The organism is Silvimonas terrae (genome assembly GCF_014202765.1).
Classification (GTDB): Bacteria; Pseudomonadota; Gammaproteobacteria; order Burkholderiales; family Chitinibacteraceae; genus Silvimonas; species Silvimonas terrae.
This window is the reverse complement of record NZ_JACHHN010000006.1, coordinates 121,093-141,396: the sequence shown is the minus strand read 5'-3', so window position 1 is coordinate 141,396 and position 20,304 is coordinate 121,093. Positions and strand designations below refer to the sequence as shown.

General features: G+C 59.9%; 17 protein-coding genes and 1 pseudogene. 12 read left to right on the top strand and 6 right to left on the bottom strand.

The window, feature by feature from the left end:
* Positions 1 to 44 precede the first annotated feature (44 nt).
* From rstA to rsfS, 7 genes are all read left to right on the top strand, one after another.
* Entirely contained in the window at positions 45 to 767 is a 723-nt protein-coding gene (gene rstA, locus HNQ50_RS14945) for a two-component system response regulator RstA (RefSeq protein WP_184101996.1), read from the top strand.
* A gap of 85 nt (positions 768 to 852) precedes the next feature.
* Positions 853 to 2,247 carry an ATP-binding protein gene (locus HNQ50_RS14940; RefSeq protein ID WP_184101995.1) on the top strand — a complete coding sequence of 465 codons (1,395 nt, stop codon included), beginning with the start codon at positions 853 to 855 and terminating at the stop codon, positions 2,245 to 2,247.
* Positions 2,248 to 2,494: 247 nt separating this feature from the next.
* The gene (locus HNQ50_RS14935) at positions 2,495 to 3,511 is read left to right on the top strand and encodes a hypothetical protein (protein ID WP_184101994.1); all 1,017 of its coding nucleotides are present in this window, start codon (positions 2,495 to 2,497) and stop codon (positions 3,509 to 3,511) included.
* A gap of 134 nt (positions 3,512 to 3,645) precedes the next feature.
* Positions 3,646 to 4,437 carry a trypsin-like serine peptidase gene (locus tag HNQ50_RS14930; RefSeq protein ID WP_184101993.1) on the top strand — a complete coding sequence of 264 codons (792 nt, stop codon included), beginning with the start codon at positions 3,646 to 3,648 and terminating at the stop codon, positions 4,435 to 4,437.
* Positions 4,438 to 5,128: 691 nt separating this feature from the next.
* The gene (locus HNQ50_RS14925) at positions 5,129 to 6,385 is read left to right on the top strand and encodes a glutamate-5-semialdehyde dehydrogenase (RefSeq protein WP_184101992.1); all 1,257 of its coding nucleotides are present in this window, start codon (positions 5,129 to 5,131) and stop codon (positions 6,383 to 6,385) included.
* Between the two features lie 14 nt (positions 6,386 to 6,399).
* Positions 6,400 to 7,038, top strand: a complete 639-nt coding sequence (gene nadD / locus HNQ50_RS14920) for a nicotinate-nucleotide adenylyltransferase (RefSeq protein WP_184101991.1) — start codon at positions 6,400 to 6,402, stop codon at positions 7,036 to 7,038.
* Between the two features lie 79 nt (positions 7,039 to 7,117).
* Positions 7,118 to 7,489, top strand: a complete 372-nt coding sequence (gene rsfS / locus HNQ50_RS14915) for a ribosome silencing factor (protein ID WP_184101990.1) — start codon at positions 7,118 to 7,120, stop codon at positions 7,487 to 7,489.
* 389 nt (positions 7,490 to 7,878) lie between these two features.
* On the opposite strand, the pseudogene HNQ50_RS14910 reads toward rsfS, so the two are convergent.
* Together HNQ50_RS14910 and HNQ50_RS14905 are read right to left on the bottom strand one after the other, a co-directional pair.
* A pseudogene (locus HNQ50_RS14910) lies at positions 7,879 to 9,645 on the bottom strand (methyl-accepting chemotaxis protein); the annotation flags it as partial.
* An 83-nt stretch (positions 9,646 to 9,728) separates the two neighbouring features.
* A complete protein-coding gene (locus HNQ50_RS14905) occupies positions 9,729 to 10,649 on the bottom strand; it encodes a LysR family transcriptional regulator (RefSeq protein ID WP_184101988.1) in 921 nt (306 codons plus the stop codon).
* Positions 10,650 to 10,801: 152 nt separating this feature from the next.
* Here HNQ50_RS14905 and HNQ50_RS14900 point away from each other — a divergent pair, with 152 nt between their 5' ends.
* Complete coding sequence (locus tag HNQ50_RS14900) at positions 10,802 to 11,806, top strand: aldo/keto reductase (protein WP_184101987.1); 1,005 nt, start codon at positions 10,802 to 10,804, stop codon at positions 11,804 to 11,806.
* A gap of 873 nt (positions 11,807 to 12,679) precedes the next feature.
* Here HNQ50_RS14900 and HNQ50_RS14895 read toward each other — a convergent pair.
* Together HNQ50_RS14895 and HNQ50_RS14890 are read right to left on the bottom strand one after the other, a co-directional pair.
* Positions 12,680 to 13,300, bottom strand: a complete 621-nt coding sequence (locus HNQ50_RS14895) for an FUSC family protein (RefSeq protein ID WP_184101986.1) — start codon at positions 13,298 to 13,300, stop codon at positions 12,680 to 12,682.
* A 74-nt stretch (positions 13,301 to 13,374) separates the two neighbouring features.
* On the bottom strand, positions 13,375 to 13,962 hold the full coding sequence (locus HNQ50_RS14890; RefSeq protein WP_184101985.1) for a DUF2239 family protein: 588 nt from the start codon (positions 13,960 to 13,962) through the stop codon (positions 13,375 to 13,377).
* 150 nt (positions 13,963 to 14,112) lie between these two features.
* Between HNQ50_RS14890 and HNQ50_RS14885 the strand changes: the two genes are divergently transcribed.
* From HNQ50_RS14885 to HNQ50_RS14875, 3 genes are all read left to right on the top strand, one after another.
* A complete protein-coding gene (locus HNQ50_RS14885) occupies positions 14,113 to 14,436 on the top strand; it encodes an ArsR/SmtB family transcription factor (protein WP_184101984.1) in 324 nt (107 codons plus the stop codon).
* Positions 14,433 to 14,882, top strand: coding sequence for an SRPBCC family protein (locus HNQ50_RS14880; protein ID WP_221303203.1), 450 nt, complete (start codon positions 14,433 to 14,435; stop codon positions 14,880 to 14,882). The genes HNQ50_RS14885 and HNQ50_RS14880 overlap by 4 nt, the downstream gene beginning before the upstream one ends.
* A gap of 139 nt (positions 14,883 to 15,021) precedes the next feature.
* Complete coding sequence (locus tag HNQ50_RS14875; protein ID WP_184101983.1) at positions 15,022 to 15,414, top strand: OsmC family protein; 393 nt, start codon at positions 15,022 to 15,024, stop codon at positions 15,412 to 15,414.
* 322 nt (positions 15,415 to 15,736) lie between these two features.
* On the opposite strand, the gene HNQ50_RS14870 is transcribed toward HNQ50_RS14875, so the two are convergent.
* On the bottom strand, positions 15,737 to 17,083 hold the full coding sequence (locus tag HNQ50_RS14870; RefSeq protein WP_184101982.1) for an MFS transporter: 1,347 nt from the start codon (positions 17,081 to 17,083) through the stop codon (positions 15,737 to 15,739).
* A 385-nt stretch (positions 17,084 to 17,468) separates the two neighbouring features.
* On the opposite strand from HNQ50_RS14870, the gene HNQ50_RS14865 reads away from it, so the two are divergent.
* Positions 17,469 to 19,190 (top strand): LTA synthase family protein, encoded by a 1,722-nt coding sequence (locus HNQ50_RS14865; protein ID WP_184101981.1) that lies wholly within the window; start codon positions 17,469 to 17,471, stop codon positions 19,188 to 19,190.
* Positions 19,191 to 19,760: 570 nt separating this feature from the next.
* Here HNQ50_RS14865 and HNQ50_RS14860 read toward each other — a convergent pair.
* Positions 19,761 to 20,303 (bottom strand): GNAT family N-acetyltransferase, encoded by a 543-nt coding sequence (locus HNQ50_RS14860; protein WP_184101980.1) that lies wholly within the window; start codon positions 20,301 to 20,303, stop codon positions 19,761 to 19,763.
* Position 20,304: the final 1 nt, after the last annotated feature.

The following is a 20,304-nucleotide window of genomic DNA, read 5'->3' as shown; positions in this document are numbered from 1 at the left end:
CACCTTAGATAGATAAACCGGAAAAGTAGCTGCGGAGTTAAGCAATGACCCAACGCATTCTGTTCGTTGAGGACGACCTGGAACTGGCCGATCTGATTGGCGGTTTCCTGAAGAGCTTCGAGTTTGAAGTTGAACATCAGGCAGACGGTAACAACGTGATTGAAAACGTGCGCGCCAATCCGCCTGCACTGGTGTTGCTGGACCTGATGCTGCCGGGCAAGGACGGCATGACCATCTGCCGCGAACTCAGAGAGTTCTACACCGGCCCGATCGTGATCCTGACCTCGCTCAATAGCGACATGAACCAGATTCTGGGTTTCGAGATTGGCGCCAGCGACTACGTGGTCAAAACCACGCCGCCTTCAGTGCTGGTCGCGCGGATCAAAGCCCATCTGCGCCAGTCCACCGGGACGGTCACCCCCACCATCAGTGCGGCCAAAGATCAGCGCACCACCACCAACTTCGGCCACCTGGTGATCGACAGCCGTAACCGCACCGCCACCTATCGCAACGAACCGCTGCATTTGTCGACCGGTGACTTTGACTTGTTGTGGGAACTGGCCAGCCACGCCGGTGAAATCCTCTCGCGCGACCACTTGCTCAAGCGTCTGCGCGGCATTGAATACGACGGGCTGGATCGCAGTGTCGACGTCGCCATCAGCCGTTTGCGCAAGAAACTGGCCGATGACCCGATCGAGCCACGCAAGATCAAGACCATTCGCCACAAGGGTTATTTGTTCGCCACGGATATCTGGTGGCAAGAATGATGCGTGAGGTATGAGGGGAGCAACCGGCCCCTGCGACAAGCACGTTGTCGCCACCTCACCCCGCTCACCTCACGCCTCACACACCATGCGCAAGCCATCCCGAATCATTCGCACGCTCTACCGCCGCGCCGCGGTATTCGTGCGGCGCTCTCGCCGCTCGCTGCCCGCGGGCTTTGCCATGCGCCAGTTGTTCCTGCGCTTTTACCTGACCGTCGTCGTGTGCTTTCTGGCCTCCGCGCTCATTATTGGCGGCCTGTACAAGCACATGATCGAGCGCATCAACCAGCATTACCTCACCGATATCTTCCAGACCACCATCAGCATTGTGGAAGATGAACTGGGTGATCTGCCGCAATCCATCTGGCACTCTGAAATCAGCCGCATGCGCGGCAAGCTGCCGGTGCCGGTCGAGATCGAGCAACTGGATGCCTACACCCTGAGCACGCCCAATCGCAAAGCGCTGGCCGATGGCGACATCATCTTGCTGGAAGATGAAGACATCTATCTGCACCGCATTCCGGACACCCAGTTGATCGTGGTGCTGGGCCCGGTGCCCTACCTGAACCGGCTGGACAATATTTCCTGGCCGGACATTCTGGGTCTGTTGCTGATGTGTGCCGCACTGGGCATTCCCACCTGGTTGTGGATGCGCCCGTTCTACCACGACCTGCGCAGCATGATCCGGCAAAGCCGGGCGATGGGCAGCGGCGACTTCAAGGTGCGGGCAGAGCTTTCAGAGAACTCCCCACTGTCGTCCCTGGGCTCGACCTTCAACCGCATGGCACATGATGTGGAAGAACTGACCGCCAGCCGCCAGCAAATGATCGACGCCATCTCGCACGATTTGCGCACGCCGCTGGCACGCATGCGTTACCGGCTGGAAGCGCTGAAAGCCGGCGCACCGGCCGAGGCCCAGACCGCCGGCATGGAGCGTGATCTGGAACAGATCGACCAACTGGTCGAAGAGTGGCTGACCCTGCGCAAGCTGGAACGCTCGCAAATGCAACTGGAAATCCAGCCACTGGAAATCCTGCCGTGGCTGGAGCGGCAGCTGTCTGAACTGTCGGTCGGCGGCAATATCATTCCGCTGGAAAACACCACCGGCCTGCGTGCGCCGCTGGTCTCGGCCGATAGCTATTATCTGTCCCGCGTGCTCTCCAACCTGATCAGCAACGCCAAGCGTTATGGCGGCGGCAAGATCCAGGTGGTGCTGTCCTGGTCTGATGGCGTGGCCCGGCTGATGGTGGATGACAACGGCCCCGGGATTCCGGAATCCGAGCGTGAACGGCTGTTACAACCCTTTGAGCGACTGGAAAGCAGCCGCAACCGCAACACCGGCGGCTATGGTCTGGGTTTGGCGATTGTGGCCATGGTCATGCGCGGTCACGGCGGCAATTTGCGCATAGAAACCTCACCGATGGGCGGCGCGCGCGCTTTGTTGTTCTGGCCTACCACGCTGAAAGACGCCAACCGCCTGTAAATACCGGACCTGGAACCCCCAACGCCAGATCACTGATCTGGCGTTGTTTTTAAATGGAAAATCACTCATCAGCATGCCCTGATGCAGTGCGGTAAATAACAAAAAGAGTGGTTAATGCACCACCGAAGTACATTCAGTTACAACACGCAACCATCCCCGCACTGACCGCCCTCAGGCAATTCCTAATAATCCACTCCAACACGACAAGAACGTGTCCCGCATCTCTTAAAAACGTTGGAGAATTACCATGAACAAGTTGGTCGCTACGCTCGTTGCAGCGATGTTCGCCGGCGCCGCCGCTTTCGGCGTTGCTGCTGACGCCCCTGCTTCCACCGTGAAATCGGTGAAGGTTGAGAAGCACGCTCACAAGAAGGCTTCTGCCGCTTCCGCAGCGCAGAAGGCTCAAGCGAAGAAGCACAAGGCTTCCGCTGCTTCCACCGCACAAAAAGCACAAGCCAAGAAGCACAAGGCATCTGCCGCTTCCGCAGCTCAAAAGGCCCAAGCCAAGAAAGTGAAGGCTTCCGCCGCTTCTGCAGCACAAAAGGCTCAAGCCAAGAAGGCTAAGGCTTCCGCTGCTTCCGCCGCACAAAAGGCCCAAGCCAAGAAGCACAAGGCATCCGCCGCTTCCGCAGCGCAAAAGGCCCAAGCCAAGAAGCACAAGGCATCCGCCGCTTCCGCAGCGCAAAAGGCTCAAGCCAAGAAGCACAAGGCATCCGCCGCTTCCGCAGCACAAAAGGCCCAAGCCAAGAAAGTGAAGGCTTCCGCTGCTTCGGCTGCACAAAAGGCTCAAGCCAAGAAGGCTAAGGCTTCCGCTGCTTCCGCCGCTCAAAAGGCCCAAGCCAAGAAGCACAAGGCATCCGCCGCTTCCGCAGCGCAAAAGGCCCAAGCCAAGAAAGTGAAGGCTTCCGCTGCTTCGGCTGCACAAAAGGCTCAAGCCAAGAAGGCTAAGGCATCCGCCGCTTCCGCAGCACAAAAGGCTCAAGCCAAGAAGCACAAGGCATCCGCCGCTTCCGCCGCTCAAAAGGCCCAAGCCAAGAAGCACAAGGCTTCCGCCGCTTCCGCCGCACAAAAGGCTCAAGCCAAGAAAGTGAAGGCTTCCGCTGCTTCGGCTGCACAAAAGGCTCAAGCCAAGAAGCACAAGGCTTCTGCCGCTTCCGCAGCACAAAAGGCCCAAGCCAAGAAGCACAAGGCTTCCGCTGCCTCCGCTGCACAAAAGGCTCAAGCCAAGAAGCACAAGAAGGCATCCGCTGCTTCTGCTGCCTAAGCAACAGACTGTTAGCATTGCCAACAAAAACGGGGACTTCGGTCCCCGTTTTTGTTTTATGGTGTCAACCCAAAGACGGGAACATTGTTCTCATTCTTGCGTCCATGTTTTCCTGACCACTGCCCATACTGCCCATGAAACGGTTCTTTTTCGCGCTGGCCCTGCTGCTGGCCTCTCTGCAAGCTGCCCATGCCGCCCCCAGCGAGGCTGCCCAACACAAGATCATGTTCTTCGGCCATGACGACCGCGTCATTGTCCGCACGCCCTTCGCGCCCATGTACGCGGCCATTGGCGTCATGCGCACGCATCGCCAGTACGATTGCACCGCCACGCTGATCTCGCCGGACACCGCTGTCACGGCCGCCCACTGTTTCTGGATGGCTGGCAAAACCATGGACCAGGGTGAATGGTTCATGACCGCGTATGACAACGGCCAGTACACCGCCAAATACCGCGTGGTCAGCCAGATCTTCAACCCGCAATTCAAGGCCGGGCTCGACCGCCGCAGCGACGGCGTGTACATCACCAAAAAAGCGCGGCAGTACGATATCGCCATCATTCGCGTCAAACTGGTGGAAGGCGATGCGCCCAAACCCATGCGCATGTTCACCGGCACGCGTAGCCAGTTGCAACAAGTCCTGGCCCGCGCGCGCAACGTAGTTAGCCAGGCCGGTTATCCGGAAGACCAGGACGACATCATGGCCGCGCACTTGCATTGCAAGATCACCGCGCTGAGCCCCGACAACACCGTTTTTCATCGCTGCGACACGCTGGAAGGGGATTCTGGCTCGCCGCTCTGGGTAGACACCGCAGCAGGACCGATGCTGGTCGCCGTGCAAAGCTCCGCCCCGCCGTATGAAGCGCGAAATGACGTGGACAATATTGGCGTGACCACTTTGCAGTTGCCGGAACTGGCGGGGCGTTGAGGGGCCACCCTTAGCAAACCGCCAGTGCCGGGGTTGGGGTTGCCGTTGCCGTTGCTTTTGACTTGCCCCCCTCCGGCGGCGCCGAGCATCGCAGTGAGGGCCGGGGTTTCGGCGTAAGGGTGTTTGAGGGCGTTAGCCCGAGTTCCCTGGAGCCAGCCGGCCCTCACGAGAAGCACAGGGAACCCGCGCAGCGGGCGCTGTCGCAGGGGTCGCCTTTCTTTGGTTACTTTCTTTGGCGAAGCAAAGAAAGTAACGTGCTCCGGCCACCGCCGGTATCAAATGCTTTTCCACTTCGCGCCAAAGGCGCTAACAAGGGTTCGGGTTTTACGACAATGAAGGTGGATTGTCGCTTCGCTCCGAATCCACCCTACGCGCTAAAACCATCCACAATATGAACCAGTCCCGCCCCCCCGGATTCCCGCCTCTGGCTCCATCCGGGCTACGAAGTGGCATCTGCCAGCCGGGGCCATCCGCGATGGCCGACTGGATTCCGGCTTCCGCCGGAATGACGAAGTTGTGGAAGAAGCCCGCCCCCTTCCTCCTCGCACATTTTGCAGCCGGATTCCCGCCCCTGCGGGAATGACGAGTCCGTGAGACAGCGGGAGGCACCCAGCCCCTCCCAACCTCCCCACGACATCCTCATGCCAATTCGCTACAATGGCATGCTATTTCTTTGATTTTCAGGCAGAAGATGGACATTCAGGCATACATGCAGGAAGTGGGTCGCAAGGCACGCCAGGCCAGTCGTGCCATGGCCAAGGCCGAGACTCGCGCCAAAGATGCCGCTTTGCTGGCGATTGCCGCAGGGATTGAAGCCAACGCGCAAGACCTGCTGGCCGCCAACGCACGCGATATGGAACAAGCCCGCACCGACGGCCTTGAACCAGCGTTGCTGGATCGTCTGCAACTGACTGAAAAAACCATTGCCAGCATGGCCGAAGGGCTGCGCCAGATTGCCGCCTTGCGTGATCCGATTGGCGAGATGGGCGATTTCAAATTCCGCCCCACCGGTATCCAGGTCGGCAAAATGCGGGTGCCGCTGGGCGTGGTCGGGATCATTTATGAAGCCCGTCCCAACGTCACGGCAGATGCCGCCGGGCTGTGCATCAAATCCGGCAATGCCACCATTTTGCGCGGCGGTCGTGAAGCATTTCATTGCAACCAGGCCATTGCCCAACTGGTGAAATCCGGTCTGGCTGAGGCGGGTTTGCCTGAGGCCGCCGTACAGATTATTGAAACACCTGACCGCGCCGCCGTGGGTGAGTTGATCACCATGACCGAGTTTGTCGACGTGATCGTGCCGCGTGGTGGCAAGGGGCTGATCGAGCGCATTGCCAAAGATGCTCGCGTGCCGGTGATCAAGCATCTGGATGGCATTTGCCACGTTTACATTGATGACGAAGCGGACACCGACAAGGCCGTCCGCATTGCCGACAATGCCAAGACGCATCGCTATGCGCCATGCAACACCATGGAAACGCTGCTGGTGCATGCCAACGCAGCCCAGCGCGTATTGTTGCCGCTGGCGGACATTTACCGCGCCAAGGGCGTGGAACTCAGAGGTTGTGCGGCGACGCGGGACATCCTGCCGGACGCCATTGCAGCGACAGAAGAAGACTGGCGGACCGAATACCTGGCGCCGATCCTGTCGATTCGCATTGTGCCGGATCTCGATACCGCCATGGATCACATCAATACCTATGGTTCGCACCATACCGACGCCATCGTGACCGAAAACTACACCAAAGCGCGGCGCTTTTTGCGCGAGGTGGATTCGGCCTCCGTCATGGTGAACGCGTCCACCCGCTTTGCCGATGGGTTTGAATACGGCCTGGGTGCGGAAATCGGGATTTCCACCGACAAAATCCACGCCCGTGGTCCAGTTGGCCTTGAGGGCTTGACCAGCGAAAAGTGGATTGTGCTCGGTAACGGAGAAGTCCGGGTTTGACCAGTACAGAGCTAATGACGCCGCCGCAGACTGCAACAGGTGTCTTCGGCGGCACCTTTGACCCGATCCACAACGGCCACCTGATTCTGGCCCGCGCGCTGCGTGACACGTTTGCGCTGCCGGAAGTCCGGCTGATCCCCACCGGCTTGCCGCCGCACCGTGCGGCGCCCCCCGTCTCGCCGCAACAGCGGTTTGAGTGGGTCAACGCGGCCATTGCCCAGGAGCCCGGCCTGACAGCCGACGACCGGGAGGTGCGCCGGGAGGGCTACTGTTATACGGTAGATACGCTGGCGGAATTACAAAGCGAGCAACCGGATACCTTGCTGGTCTGGCTGGTCGGTGGAGATTCGTTCCATCACCTGGAAAGCTGGCATCGCTGGCGTGATTTACTCGATTGCGGCCACATGGTGATTGCTGCACGACCCGGTTACGATTGGACTACACTTTCTGAAGAACTCGCGCGGGAACTACACAACCGCGCAGTCCCGGCGCAGCCCGCTGCGCTGGGCAAAGGCAGGATCAGCATCCTGCCAACCCCGCTCATGCCGTTTTCGTCTACCGAACTGCGCGACAAACTCGCGCACGGGGAAGACGTCAGCGGCCTGACTCCGGTCGCCGAAGCCATTCGGCAGTCCGGGCTTTACCTAACTTGAAGCGGCCCGTGCCGCCGGACCTGCACCGGTTTGCAATCGCAACCGGCCCGCACCGTCGGCCACCGCAGGATATGGATGCATGAACGAACACATACAGCAGATGCGCGATGTCGCCGTAGCGGCACTGGAAGACATCAAGGGCAAGGAAATCCTGGTGCTTGATACCACGCAGCTCACCGATCTTTTTGATTGCATGATCGTCGCTACTGGCGAATCCAACCGCCAGGTTCGCGCTCTGGCTAACAACGTCAGCGTTGAACTCAAGGCCAAGGGTTTTGAGATTGTCAGCACTGAAGGCGAAGACTCCGGTGAGTGGGTCCTTGTTGATGCCGGTTCGCTGGTGGTCCACGTCATGCTGCCCCCAGTACGTGACTACTACGATCTGGAACAGCTGTGGGGCGGCCAGAAGCCGACCTTCAACCCGCTGGGCAAAAGCTGGTCCGCGGTGTGAGATGAGCAAAACAAAAGACCGGCCTGTGCCGGTCTTTTGACTTTCGGGGCCCGCGCTTGCTGGCCCCTGATCTTTGCTGCGCCGTACCTCAATACACAACCGTAGCCCGGATGAAGCCGCAGGCGGGAATCCGGGGTTACCCTGTTCGCAGGATCGCACCTGATCCGGCTTTGCCACCCCGGATTCTCGCTTCGCTTCATCCGGGCTACAGGTGTGCCCTGGTATTACAGCCTGAAACGGGACAGCGTGGTGTTCAGATTGCTGGCTACCTGGTGCATTTCCTGCGCTTCGTGGGCGGCATCGCGGGAGGCGGATTCGTTCTGCACGATCATCTGCGTTACCCGCTCCACATTGGCCGCAATGTCATTGCTGGCCTGGCTTTGCTCCCGCAGCGCCACGGTGATTTCACGGCTCACACGCAGTACCTCACCCGATGCTTCTTCAATGCGCCGGATTGCCGCGCCCGCCTGGTTGGCCAACTCCACCCCCTGGGCGACCCGACCCTGAGTCGTCTGGATATTGCGGGTGGTTTCGCTGGCGCTTTCCTGCACGGCGGCAATGGTCTGGCTGATTTCCGTGGTCGATTGCGCGGTGCGTTCGGCCAGTTTGCGGACCTCATCGGCCACCACCGCAAAGCCGCGGCCCTGTTCACCGGCGCGCGCGGCTTCAATGGCCGCGTTCAGTGCCAGCAGATTGGTCTGGTCCGCCACCTCGCGGATCACCTTCACCACACTGGCAATCGCGACGGTTTTTTCAACCGTCGTGGCAATCACGCGGGCGGTCTGGTCAACTTGTTCCGCAATGCCCTGGATTTCGGTCACCGTGCGGGCGATCACCTGCTCGCCTTCGCGGCTCAGATTGGCGCTCTCCGAGGTATGATCCAGCGAGGTTTGCGCGCTGGCGGAAATATGGTTCACGCTGACGGTCAATTCTTCCAGCGCGGCCGCCATGGTCGTGGTGGCATCAGACTGGCGGGCAGAACCTTCAGCAATCTGCTGCGACGTCACGTTAAAGCGCCCGGCAATCTCGTTCACCCCGCGCGCTTCGGCCTGGATTTCTTCAATCATGGCGCGCAAAGCGTCGCGCATGCGGCCAATAGCGACCATCATGCTGTCGCGTGAGGCATGGGTCAGGTGTAACGGGAACGCCAGATCGCCATCGGCAATCGCTTGCGCGGCCCGCACCGCATCGGCCGGTTCGCCCCCCAGGGGCTTGAGCACCATATGCCGCAGCAAGGCCAGCAACACCAGCAACAGCAGCACCGCCACCACCACCGCGCTAATGCCGATCACCAGTGCGCGCTGGCGGGCAATCTGATTGACCTCAGACTCCGGCCACATGGCCACGGCTTTGAATTTCCAGTCATCAAACGGTTGCTCGATATGCGCCCAGCCGGCTGGCGCACTGTCGATCAGGCTTTGCGCCGCGCTGTCATCCACGCTGCCCGAGTGAAAGCGCACCTTGCCCTTGTCATCCACCACCGCCACAAACCCGCTTTGCAGCAAATGAATGCGCCCGACAGTGGCCTGCATGGGCGAAAGATCGACCTTGTAACCCACATACCAGATGCCGATTACATTGTTGGCGGCATCGTGGATTGGCTCGTAGCCGGTAATGTATGGATTACCCAGAATGTCGACCTGACCGTAAAACGGCTGCCCCTGGCGAATGGCCGCAATAGCGCGGCCCTTGGGGTCCAGCACTGTACCGATGGCGCGGTTGCCGTCTTTCTTGACGTTGGTGGAGACCCGGACAAAGTCATCGCCCGAACGCGAAAACAAGGTGGCGGTGCCGCCCATAATGTCCAGTACGCCATCGACCAGTTCGAAATGGTTGGCTTGCGCCGCCGTACCCAGCAGCAGGTCGGGCGGGTTTTTGTCTTTTACCACCACGGCCGGGCCACTGGCCGGCTGGCCCAGCGCCAGCCCGCGCGCCTTCAACAACTTCATGGCGGCATCGACCCGCGCTTTCATCTGGTCGTTGGTCAGCTTGAGCTGATCCACTGCGTTATCGAGCGCTTGTTGTGCCTGTTGATCGGTCTCGTCGTGAACCCGTGTGCTCTCGTTAAGGGCAAACAGCAAGGCCCCACCGAGGATCACCGGTAGCAAGATGACGGCGACGGCCGCCGCAACGCGCCCCTGCAAGGTGTGCAGCATGACAATTATCCTTGTTATATCAGCAATTTCTGTTTGGCCCGCATTATGCCAAATGAATGCTGATGACGTGTCAGCACCACTGATCAACCGACTAACGGTGCCGTTGTCTGCAAGTTCTGCAGTAGCGCTTCTGCCACCCAATCCACAAATACCCGCACCCGCGCAGAAAGCCGCCGGTTTTGAGCATAGACCACAGAAACGGGCAACGGCGCAGCGCGGTACTGCGGCAAAACCTCCTGCAACTGGCCACTCGCCAACAAGGGCTGTATGCCGCTCGCCGGCGCTTGCACTAGCCCCAGACCGGCCAGACAACAGGCCATATAGGCCTCCGAACTGGTGACCGAAATCCGGCTTTTCATGCGCACCTGCCGGGTTTGTCCGTCCTTGACGTATTCCCAGTCCAGATCACGCCCCGCCAGGCTGGAATGAAAATTGACCGCCAGATGCTGTTCCAGGTCGGCAATGGTTTGTGGCACGCCATAACGCGCCAGGTAGTCAGGCGAGGCACAGTTGATTTGCGTCAGCAGGCCCACCCGGCGCGCCATCAGGGTGGAATCCGGCAATGCGCCCACCCGCACGGCGCAATCCACGCCCTCGCCCACCAGATCAACAAAGCGGTCATGCGCGCCAAAGCGCAACTGGATGTCCGGATAACGCGCAAAGAATTCCGGCAAACGCGGAATCACCTCCAGCCGCGCCATGCGTTCCGGCAAATCCACCCGCACCACGCCGCTGGGGCGGTGGGCCGCACCGGTAAACAGATTGTCGGTGTCTTCCAGCTCTGCCACGAGGCGTGTGCAGCGTTCCTGGTAGATCAATCCTTCCTGGGTCAGGCTGACCCGGCGGGTCGTGCGCTGAAACAACTGCGCGCCCAGGCGTTTTTCCAGTTGCTGAATAGCGTTGCTCACGGTGGCACGCGGCAAGTGCAGTACATCTGCCGCCTTGCTGAAACTGCTGAACTCAGCCACTTTAAGAAAGACTTGCATGGCTTCGATACGATCCATTTCCGGCTCCGGGCGCACTGCACTGATTGTTTTTGATCTTCGTATAATAAATCCAGTGGCGGCGGCTTTATCCGGAAAATCCGGTCAATCACAATGCAATGCATCGGCCCGCGCAAACCTGCCAGGCCAGCGACCTCTCCTGGAGTCTGAAGATGCAACAGCGACAACTCGGCAACACCGGCCCGACCACCGCCGCCCTTGGCCTGGGCTGCATGGGCATGTCCGGCATGTATGGCCCGGCCGATGAAGAAGAAGGCATTGCCACCATTCACGCCGCCATGGATGCCGGCGTGGTGCTGCTGGATACCGGCGACTTCTATGGCATGGGTCATAACGAAATGCTGATTGGCCGTGCGCTCAAGGGCAAAAACCGGGACAAGGTGCAGATCAGCGTGAAATTTGGCGCGCTGCGTGACCCTGCCAATGGCTGGAGCGGTTACGACGCCCGCCCCGCCGCCGTGCGCAACTTTGTGGCCTACACCCTCAAGCGCCTGGGTGTGGATTACATCGATATCTATCGCCCGGCCCGACTGGATCCGAACGTGCCGATTGAAGACACCGTGGGCGCCATCAGCCGGTTGATCGAAGAAGGCTATGTTCGCCATGTCGGCCTGTCTGAGGTCGGCGCTGAAACCATCCGCCGCGCGGCCGCCGTTGCACCGATCTCTGATCTGCAAATTGAGTACTCGCTGATTTCCCGCTCGCTGGAGGCAACCATCCTGCCCACCTGCCGCGAACTGGGCATTGGCATCACCGCATACGGCGTGCTGTCCCGTGGTTTGATCAGCGGCCACTGGACGCCAGAACGCTCGCTGGCCAAGGGGGATTTCCGGGGTTCCGCACCGCGTTTTTCCGGCGATAACCTGACCCACAATCTGGCACTGGTGGACACCTTGCGCAGCCTGGCGCAGGCCAAAGGCGTGACCGTGGCGCAACTGGCGATTACCTGGGTGTTGTCACGCGGGGACGACATTGTGCCGCTGATTGGCGCGCGCACACGCACGCGACTGGCCGAGTCTTTGGGGGCGCTCAACGTGTCTTTGAGTGCGGCAGAACTGGCACAGATTGAAGCGGCCATTCCGGCGGATGCGGCAGCGGGGGAACGCTATCAGCCGGCGCAGATGGCGCATATGGATAGTGAGAAGGGGCACGGGTAACTGGTTTGGCTGGCCGTTGCCTGGCCCACGCGTCTCCCATTTTGCCGTTCCCGATCTCGGCGTCCCTTTGGCGGGAATCCAGTCTGGAGCCGGAACGGCTCCGTTCTCTGGTGAGACCCACAGCGGTGTAGCCCGGATGAAGCGGCAGCGGGAATCCGGGGTGGCCACACGTGCAAGGACAAGGTTCTTTTCGACATGGTCACCCCGGATTCCCGGCCGTTGGCCTCCATCCGGGCTGCGGGGCTGGCTGTAGGGTGGATTCGGAGCGATGGCGACAATCCACGTCTGTGATGTTTGCAAGTGAACGACCTAGCCCGGATGGAGCGGCAGCGGGAATCCGGGGTGGCCACACGTGCGAGGACAGGGTTCTTTTCGACATGATCACCCCGGATTCCCGGCCGTTGGCCTTCATCCGGGCTACGGGCTAGTTGTAGGGTGGATTCGGAGCGTTAGCGACAATCCACGTCTGCGATGTTTGCAAGTGAGCAGCGTAGCCCGGATGGAGCGGCAGCGGGAATCCGGGGTGGAGCCGGAACGGCTCCGTTCTCTGGCGAGAACTATGTTGTTAGCGCCTTACGGCGCAGGTTTTGAAACGCATTTGATACCGGCGGTGGCCGGAGCACGTCACTTTCTTTGCGTCGCCAAAGAAAGTAACCAAAGAAAGGCGACCCAGCCCTGCGGCCCTCCGGGCTACCCTCAGTCGGTCGGGAACCTAAGGTCTCCCTCCGCTCCATCGGCGCTAGGCTTTTATGGGGACGGAAAGTCAAAACCAACTGCAACTACAACTGCAACTGCAACCCCAACTGCAACCCCAACTGCCACTGCCACTCATGCTATCGCATCGGTCCAGCGTTTATGCCCCGGCACGTCCGCTCAGTCATTCCCCTGGTGCAGCATGTTTTCCACGTCCTTTTTATGCTGCGCCACGCCGCGCAGGTGGGCTTCCAGCAATCGGCCAGGCAGTTCCGGTTGTTCTTCTGCCAGACGATAACGCCCCAATCGCAGCCAGGTCATCAGGCTGGCTTCGGCCAGGTGGAGCAAACCGCCAATGATCACGCCGATCAACACTTCGGCGGTGCGGTAAACGGCGGTCAGAAAGGGAGACTCGGTGCTGGTGGTGGTTAGCAGCACCAGCGGGCAGGTCCACAAGCACACGCGGATGGCGGGGCGGCCCATGGCAATGATGGCGCAAATGCCCACTGCCGCCGCCAGTTGCAAGGGCACGGCCAGTTGCCAGTGATCGCCCGCGACATTCACCGCCAATGCCACCAGCGCGCCAATGAGCGTGCCGGCGACCCGGCCAGAAACCGATGACCGCGTGGCATGGACGGTTTCTTGCGAGACAATCAGCGCCGACATCGACGCCCAGACCGGATGCGGCGATTGCAGCAAGACTGCGGCATACCAGGCCAGCGTGGCCGAGGCGGCGCAGCGCACCACAAAGTTGGTGCGGTCTACATAATGATGCAGGGTTTCACGGTCGATCTGCGACATGGGACGACGCACTATCCAGGTAAGCTGACTCCACAAGCCTAGACCGTTTCCGTCGCGCCGACGAGGCCTGAGCCTCAGGCCCAGACGCCTGCGGCCAGCCTCGCGGCGTAGTCACGCACATCTTCTGGCCATGCCTCAATCAGAGCGTCGAAGCGGGCCTGGTCTGGCGCGAACAAAGCACGCGAGACCTCTTCAAACCCTGGCAGGTTGCCCGCCAGCGCAGACATAAAGCGATAACACGCCTCTTGCGCGTGACGGCGCCGGTCAGGTGCCGCGCTGGCATGGCGCGCGGCCTCCACCAGCTTGCGCAGTACCACGGATGCACCGCCCGGCTGACTATTGAGCCATTCCCAATGACGCGGCAGCAAGGTGACTTCCCGCGCGACCACGCCCAGCTTGGGGCGACCACGGCCCCGTGGCGCGTCGGCCTCTTCTTCATGATCTGCGGTGCCGATGACTTCGACAATACGCGCTGCCAGTTCTGCCGCTGTACCGCGTAAATCCAGTTCGACCGGGCGGGCGGTGGCGTCGTCAAACACCAGCAATGGTGCGTCGGCTTCGTCTGCGCCACTGTGTTTGATGGCCAGCGCGACATCGCGCAACAGGCCGCTGGCAATACGCCGGTGGCCGACAAAGGCCGTGCAATGAATAGGGTGGGTCATGGTGCGCCTGCTACTGAGGTGATGCAGTCAAATTTACCCGGATATAAATACCACGTCAATATCATCCGGGTAAAATACCGTTCTTCGGTTTGCGCCCTGCCTCTGCACAAGCAACTTGTTAATTGATAACCAAATGGTTATGATTTTTTCATGGATACCGTGACCGACTCCCTTTTCCGCGCATTGGCAGACCCCACCCGGCGCGCCGTTTATGAACGGCTTTGCCGTCAGGGCGAACAAAACGTGCGCACCCTGACCGATCTGGCCGGGGTGTCGCAACCGGCGGTATCCAAACATCTGGCCATCCTCAAAGAGGCGGGCCTTGTGACCGAACGGCGTGATGGCCGCCAGACCCACTACAGCGCCCAGCCCGGTGCGCTGAACCCGCTGGTGGACTGGCTGCGTTACTACAACGCCTTCTGGTCAGACCGTTTTGATCGACTTGATGACCTTTTGAAGAGGATGGACCAATGAATATGCCCGATACCGATCAGACCCTGCGCACGGTGGTGGTGGAACGCGCCTTTGCCCATCCGCAGGACAAAGTCTGGCGAGCCCTGACCCAAGGCCCGCTGATTGAAGAATGGTTGATGAGTAATGACTTTGAACCCGTCGTGGGCCACCGCTTCAGCTTTCGCATGCCCGCCATGCCGGGCTGGAATGGCATCACCGATTGCCAGGTGCTGACCGTGGAGGCCCCCAGCAAACTGGCCTACACCTGGTGTGCTTCTGGCGAAGAAGCGGCCACCGGCATCCAGACCGTGGTGACGTTCACGTTGACCCCTGCGGACGGCGGCGTATTGCTGCGTATGGAACAAAGCGGCTTCAAGCCGCATGAAGACCGCAATCTGCAAGGCGCCAACTGGGGTTGGCAGTCTTTCCTGTCCAGGCTGGAAGGTGTGCTCGCCAAGCCAGACTGACCTGTTGGCCGCGATCACAAAGCCGGGATGGACCTTGATGGTCATCCCGGCTTTGTCGTGCTGGAGATACCTGCCGTGGCCTGGCTTCGCTGTTCTACACTGAACCACATTGCCCTTTTCACCGGTTCAAGGAGCCTTTATGACCATCCACGTGACATGGCAGGCCGCCAGCCAGGCCACCATTACCCAGCTCAGCAACGGCAGCGCGCAATGGACCGCCGATATGGGCGCAGCCAGTGGCGGCGCACCGGGCGCGCCAGACCCGCATGAACTGCTGGATTCCGCCTTGGGTGCATGCACCTCGCTCACCCTGCAACTGTATGCGCGGCGGCGCAATTACCCGCTGGAAAGCATTCGGGTAGAGATCACGCATGAGGAGGAAGGCGGCATGTATCACATGCAGCGCCATATCACGCTGGGCGGGGCGCTGGATGACGCCGCCCGCGCAGATTTGTTGCGGGTGGCAGAGAAATGCCCGGTGCACAAGACTTTGAGTGGGCAGTTTGAGATCAGGACTGAATTGGCGGGGTAATCGGGGTTTGCGTTGGATACCAGCGCGTAGGGTGGATTCGGAGCGGGAGCGACAACCCACCGTGGCTGACTTATAACCATGAACCGCCGTTAGCGCCTTGCGGTGTGGGTTTTAAAGGCATTTGATACCCGCGGTGGCGGGAGTACATCACTTTCTTTGGGGCCGCCGAGGTGCTTCGCCACCTCGGCGGCCCCAAAGAAAGGAACCAAAATTTCGTAGCCCGGATGGAGCAAAGCGGGAATCCGGGGTGGCTATCTTTGCCCAGGCCGCAACCCCGGACTCCCGGCCTGCGGCCTTCGTCCGGGCTACATCTCTGCCAGCCTCAAACCCGCTGGGCGACCGGCGTCGCCTCATCATCATTGGCTGCGGCTTGCCCCGCGCTGATCAGATCGGCCGAGCGGGTTTCGCGCATCGACAATACGGCCAGGAAACTCAACAGCGCCGCCACCGATACATAACCGCCCACCCAGGACAGCCCGCCCTTGTCGACCAGGACTTTGGCAATAAAAGGCGCAATAGACGCGCCAATAATTCCGCCCACGTTATAGGCAATGGATGCGCCGGTATAACGCACTTGTGTCGGGAAGATTTCCGGCAGCAGTGCGCCCATCGGGCCAAAGGTGAAGCCCATCAAAAAGAGCTCAATCACCAGAAACAAACCCACGCTGAATGTAGTGCCGCCACCCAGCAGCGGGGCCATGGCAAAGCCGGACAGCATGGCCAGCACGGTACCCAGCAACAGCACCGGGCGGCGGCCCCATTTGTCGCTCGCCCAGGCTGAGAGCGGCGTGCCCAGCGCCATGAACAGCACGGCAAAGCACAACATGGCCAGGAACTGCGGCTTGGTGAAGTGCAGCGTGCTCACCCCGTAAGACAGTGCAAAGACGGTCGAGATATAAAACAGCGCATAACACACGACCATGGAAAACGCGCCTTGCAACACGGGTACCAGGTGGCTGGAGAGCGTTTCAAACAGCGGCACGCGTACGCGCTCGTTGCGTTGCATGGCTTGGGCAAAGATGGGGGTTTCGTGCAGTTTCAGGCGCACATACAGGCCAACCATGACCAGCGCTGCGCTGAAAATGAACGGGACACGCCAGCCCCAGCTTTTGAATTGTTCGTCCGAAAGCAGCACGGCCAGGCCAAAGAACAGACCGTTGGCAAACAGAAAGCCAATCGATGGCCCCATTTGCGGAAACATGCCAAACCAGGCGCGTTTGCCGGCCGGTGCGTTTTCGGTCGCCAGCAAGGCGGCGCCGCCCCACTCTCCGCCCAGACCAATGCCCTGGCCAAAGCGCAGCAGACACAGGATCACGGGCGCAGCCACACCAATGCTGTCGTAACTTGGCAAAAAGCCAATCAGCGTGGTCGAGACGCCCATCACCAGCAAAGACGCCACCAGCGTGGATTTACGCCCGATGCGATCGCCAAAGTGACCAAACAAGGCAGAGCCCACCGGGCGCGCCAGAAAGGCAATGCCAAAGGTGACAAAGGCATTGAGCGATTGCGCCGTCGCCGAGTCTTTGGGGAAAAATGTCGGGCCGATGATCAGCGCGGCGGCGGTGGCAAAGATGTAGAAATCAAAAAATTCGATCGCGGTGCCAATAAAGCTGGCTACCGCAACACGCGCCGTAGAATTGGCCGGCGTTGGGGATGCAGTCGTCGTCATGGTGCTCTCTTCTCTTATTTATTTTTGGCCGGACCATGACAAAGAAATGCCCAGTGCTGATGACAGCCGCATTCCTTCCCCATGCCAGGCGGTAGGGGTGAAAGAGCAAACGGGTGGACGCGACAATAAGCGCAGATGACTCAGGCAGGCTGGGGGTGAACAGCGGGCCCGGTCTCGGACCGGAATGCGTTTGCGGCTGGATAAGCTGCGAACGATGATAAGGACCGCAAAAAAAACCTGCAAGGCCGGGAACCAGTGTTGCCGCTGATCAGTCTTTTCGCAATGCGGTCACAAAATTGTCAAAATTCACGTTTGCTTACAGCGGGATCACGGCTATGGTCGATCGTTTTTTCCTCGCCGTTCTGCGGTACTGAACGACTGAAATATGAAATTGCTTAGCCCCGCCGCCCTTGCGGACATTGGTTTTCGCAAAATACAGCCGACTTTGCCGGCCTGGGTGGCGCCTGCCTGGAAGAAATTCAGCCCCGTTGCGCCATTTGCGCTGCTGATCGTCGGCCGTCTGCTGGTCGATACCGAATGGGATGCGTCCCGCGTTCTCTTCCAGGTGCTGTTATTCCTGTTTTTCTTTGCTTTTCTGGAGCGTTGGTCCGCTGTTGCGGCCACCATTGGTCTGGAAGGCGCCTTGCTGAACGGTAGCTGGATCAAAGAAGACGCCACCGGCGAACCCTTGCTGACGCGGGATCTGTTCGAAGTCTCTCAGGGGGCCGCGCTGACCGGTTACGCCGACTGGCATCTGGTGGCCTATGTCAGCATGACCGTGCTGGCCATTGGCTACGGTCTGTATCGCCACCCGCGTATTCTGTCCTGGCGCTTGTTGCCAGCGCTGATCCTGCCCGCCCTGTTCTATGTGCGCATGGAAAACCCGGCCCGGCTGGATGACTACGTGACGCCGCAGTTGACCAATGCGCTGCACACAGAATATCTCTCCTACAATTTTCGCGAAAACGCCCGCAGCAACGGTGTGCTGGGCCATCTTTACCTGAACGCAGAAACCGTACCGCCGCCCAAACACGGCCCGCACAATTTCTATGCCGCCGCGCCGCTGCGCCAGTTTGACGCCACCGATCCCGATGTCTTTGTGATCCTGTGCGAATCGTGCTTTACCACCGAAGACAGCCGTTTCCCCACCGCCGTACTGCGCCTGCGAGATGACAACGGCTTTGCGCTCACCCATATGGTCAGCCCGGTCTATGGCGGCGGCACGGCGGAGGCCGAGTTTGAAGTATTGACCGGGCTATCGAGCAAGGTATTCCCCGGTGTGGATTACCAGAACTTTGCCAATACCTACCGCAGCGATGCGCACACCATCGTCAGCCACTTCCGCAAAGAGGGATATCACACCTACGGCCTGCACGATTACTACTCCACGTTCTGGAAGCGCAACATCATCTACCCAAAGTTCGGCTTTGATGAAACGCACTTTGTCGATGAGATGAACTGGAACGAAGAAGGCTGGCCAGACGACACCCTGTTGTTCGACAAGGTATTGAGTCTTTACAACCAGAGCCCGAAAAAACAAAAAACCATGATGTTCATGGCTACCGTCATGACGCACGGCAAGTACGTCGGCGCCAACGACGACAATGGCGAGGCGGATTACCGCGCGCGGCTGGATAAATCCATCGCCGACATGCAGCACTTTGTGGTCGCGCTGCAAAAAGCCGCCGCCAAGCGCAAACGCCCCATCATGGTCGTCGTATTTGGTGACCACAAACCGGGCATTACCGCTGTGTTCAACCATGATGGTGTGCTGGAGAACAACCTGTTTGCCAGCGTGGGCGCGCGCAACGAAGACTTCCGCTTTGTGCCACGCCTCTCCCCGGAACAACTGGGCGAGCGCGGCAGCATTCCGGTGCTGGTCAAATACACCGGCAAGCAAAAGACGCTGGCCAGCGACATGGCAGAGAACATGACCGGCAGGCCGCTCTTGTGCATGCCGGCGCAACTGGCGCAGACCACCGACAACCAGGGCCGCTACTTCGGCACCCTGGCACGTGTCTGCGACAACATGAAGGGCTATCCTTATGGCGAACATGGCTGGGAAGCCACACTCCCCACCGCGCTGTATGCCGAGCGGCTGTTCTGAGTCTGGTCTTGCCGCAAACAAAAAAGGATGCCCGTTGGCATCCCTTTTTTTTCGCACGCCTGTTCCCGTAGCCCGGATGGAGGCCCAAAGGGCCGGGAATCCGGGATGGCGAAGCAAAACAATTTCTGTTCTGCCGGCGCAACCCCGGATTCTCGCTGCGCTTCATCCGGGCTACGGTATGAAGGGCTATCCCTACGGCGAACATGGCTGGGAAGCCACCTTCCCCACCGCGCTGTATGCCGAGCGGCTGTTCTGAGCCTGGTCTTGCCGCAAACAAAAAAGGATGCCCGTTGGCATCCTTTTTTTTTTCGCACGCCTGGTTCCCGTAGCCCGGATGCAGGCCCAAAGGGCCGGGAATCCGGGGTCGCGAAGCAAAACAATTTCTGTCCTGACGGCACAACCCCGGATTCTCGCTGCCCCGTTGCAACTGACTTCATCCAGCCACTTTATGGGGGTACGGGCACGCTTCATCCGGGCTACGGTGCTGCAGGGTGGATCTGGAACGAAGTGACAATCCACATCACAGAGGTGGATTGCTGCGCGAATCCACCCTACGGTTTGCCACAAAAGTTATGGCGCAACATCGCTCGCCAGCCGCGCAAACAGCCGGAAATGACGTGGCTGGCCGCGCACCACCCGGTAACTGCGCAGCAAACCTTCAAACTGGAAACCGGCTTTCTCCAGCACACGGGCCGAACGCAGATTGCTTTCCATGGCCGTCGCCTGAATCCGCAACCAGCCAAACTGTTCAAACGCCCACGGCACCACCGCGCGGCCCACCTGCGCCGCCAGCCCATGCCCCCAATAGGCCGGCGCGAGGTCATACGCCAGTTCAGCGCTGCGGTTCATGTCGTTCACCGTATGAAAACCGATCGTGCCAACCAGCGTATCCGTACCATCCACCAGTGCTAACCGGCGCGGGGTGGTCACGCCTTCTGACACATACGCTTGCCACAGGGGGATGAGGTCCTCAGCGGAATGCAGATTCCAGCTGGTGTGCTCAATCACCGCTGGCAGGCGCAGATAGTCGTACCAGACCGGCAGGTCACGTTCTTCAAGCTGGCGCAAGGCAAGGCCGGCGATGGGCAAGTCGGGCGGAGTCAAAATACGCATG

Bases quoted from the DNA above. Each gene is read 5' to 3' on its own strand.
- HNQ50_RS14940 (WP_184101995.1), top strand. From the start codon at position 853: ATGCGCAAGCCATCCCGAATCATTCGCACGCTCTACCGCCGCGCCGCG.
- HNQ50_RS14895 (WP_184101986.1), bottom strand. From the start codon at position 13,300: ATGTCGCAGATCGACCGTGAAACCCTGCATCATTATGTAGACCGCACC.
- HNQ50_RS14865 (WP_184101981.1), top strand. From the start codon at position 17,469: ATGAAATTGCTTAGCCCCGCCGCCCTTGCGGACATTGGTTTTCGCAAA.
- HNQ50_RS14905 (WP_184101988.1), bottom strand. From the start codon at position 10,649: ATGGATCGTATCGAAGCCATGCAAGTCTTTCTTAAAGTGGCTGAGTTC.
- HNQ50_RS14860 (WP_184101980.1), bottom strand. From the start codon at position 20,303: ATGCGTATTTTGACTCCGCCCGACTTGCCCATCGCCGGCCTTGCCTTG.
- rstA (WP_184101996.1), top strand. From the start codon at position 45: ATGACCCAACGCATTCTGTTCGTTGAGGACGACCTGGAACTGGCCGAT.
- HNQ50_RS14890 (WP_184101985.1), bottom strand. From the start codon at position 13,962: ATGACCCACCCTATTCATTGCACGGCCTTTGTCGGCCACCGGCGTATT.
- rsfS (WP_184101990.1), top strand. From the start codon at position 7,118: ATGAACGAACACATACAGCAGATGCGCGATGTCGCCGTAGCGGCACTG.
- HNQ50_RS14875 (WP_184101983.1), top strand. From the start codon at position 15,022: ATGACCATCCACGTGACATGGCAGGCCGCCAGCCAGGCCACCATTACC.
- HNQ50_RS14935 (WP_184101994.1), top strand. From the start codon at position 2,495: ATGAACAAGTTGGTCGCTACGCTCGTTGCAGCGATGTTCGCCGGCGCC.
- HNQ50_RS14870 (WP_184101982.1), bottom strand. From the start codon at position 17,083: ATGACGACGACTGCATCCCCAACGCCGGCCAATTCTACGGCGCGTGTT.
- HNQ50_RS14925 (WP_184101992.1), top strand. From the start codon at position 5,129: ATGGACATTCAGGCATACATGCAGGAAGTGGGTCGCAAGGCACGCCAG.
- HNQ50_RS14900 (WP_184101987.1), top strand. From the start codon at position 10,802: ATGCAACAGCGACAACTCGGCAACACCGGCCCGACCACCGCCGCCCTT.
- HNQ50_RS14885 (WP_184101984.1), top strand. From the start codon at position 14,113: ATGGATACCGTGACCGACTCCCTTTTCCGCGCATTGGCAGACCCCACC.
- HNQ50_RS14930 (WP_184101993.1), top strand. From the start codon at position 3,646: ATGAAACGGTTCTTTTTCGCGCTGGCCCTGCTGCTGGCCTCTCTGCAA.
- nadD (WP_184101991.1), top strand. From the start codon at position 6,400: ATGACGCCGCCGCAGACTGCAACAGGTGTCTTCGGCGGCACCTTTGAC.
- HNQ50_RS14880 (WP_221303203.1), top strand. From the start codon at position 14,433: ATGAATATGCCCGATACCGATCAGACCCTGCGCACGGTGGTGGTGGAA.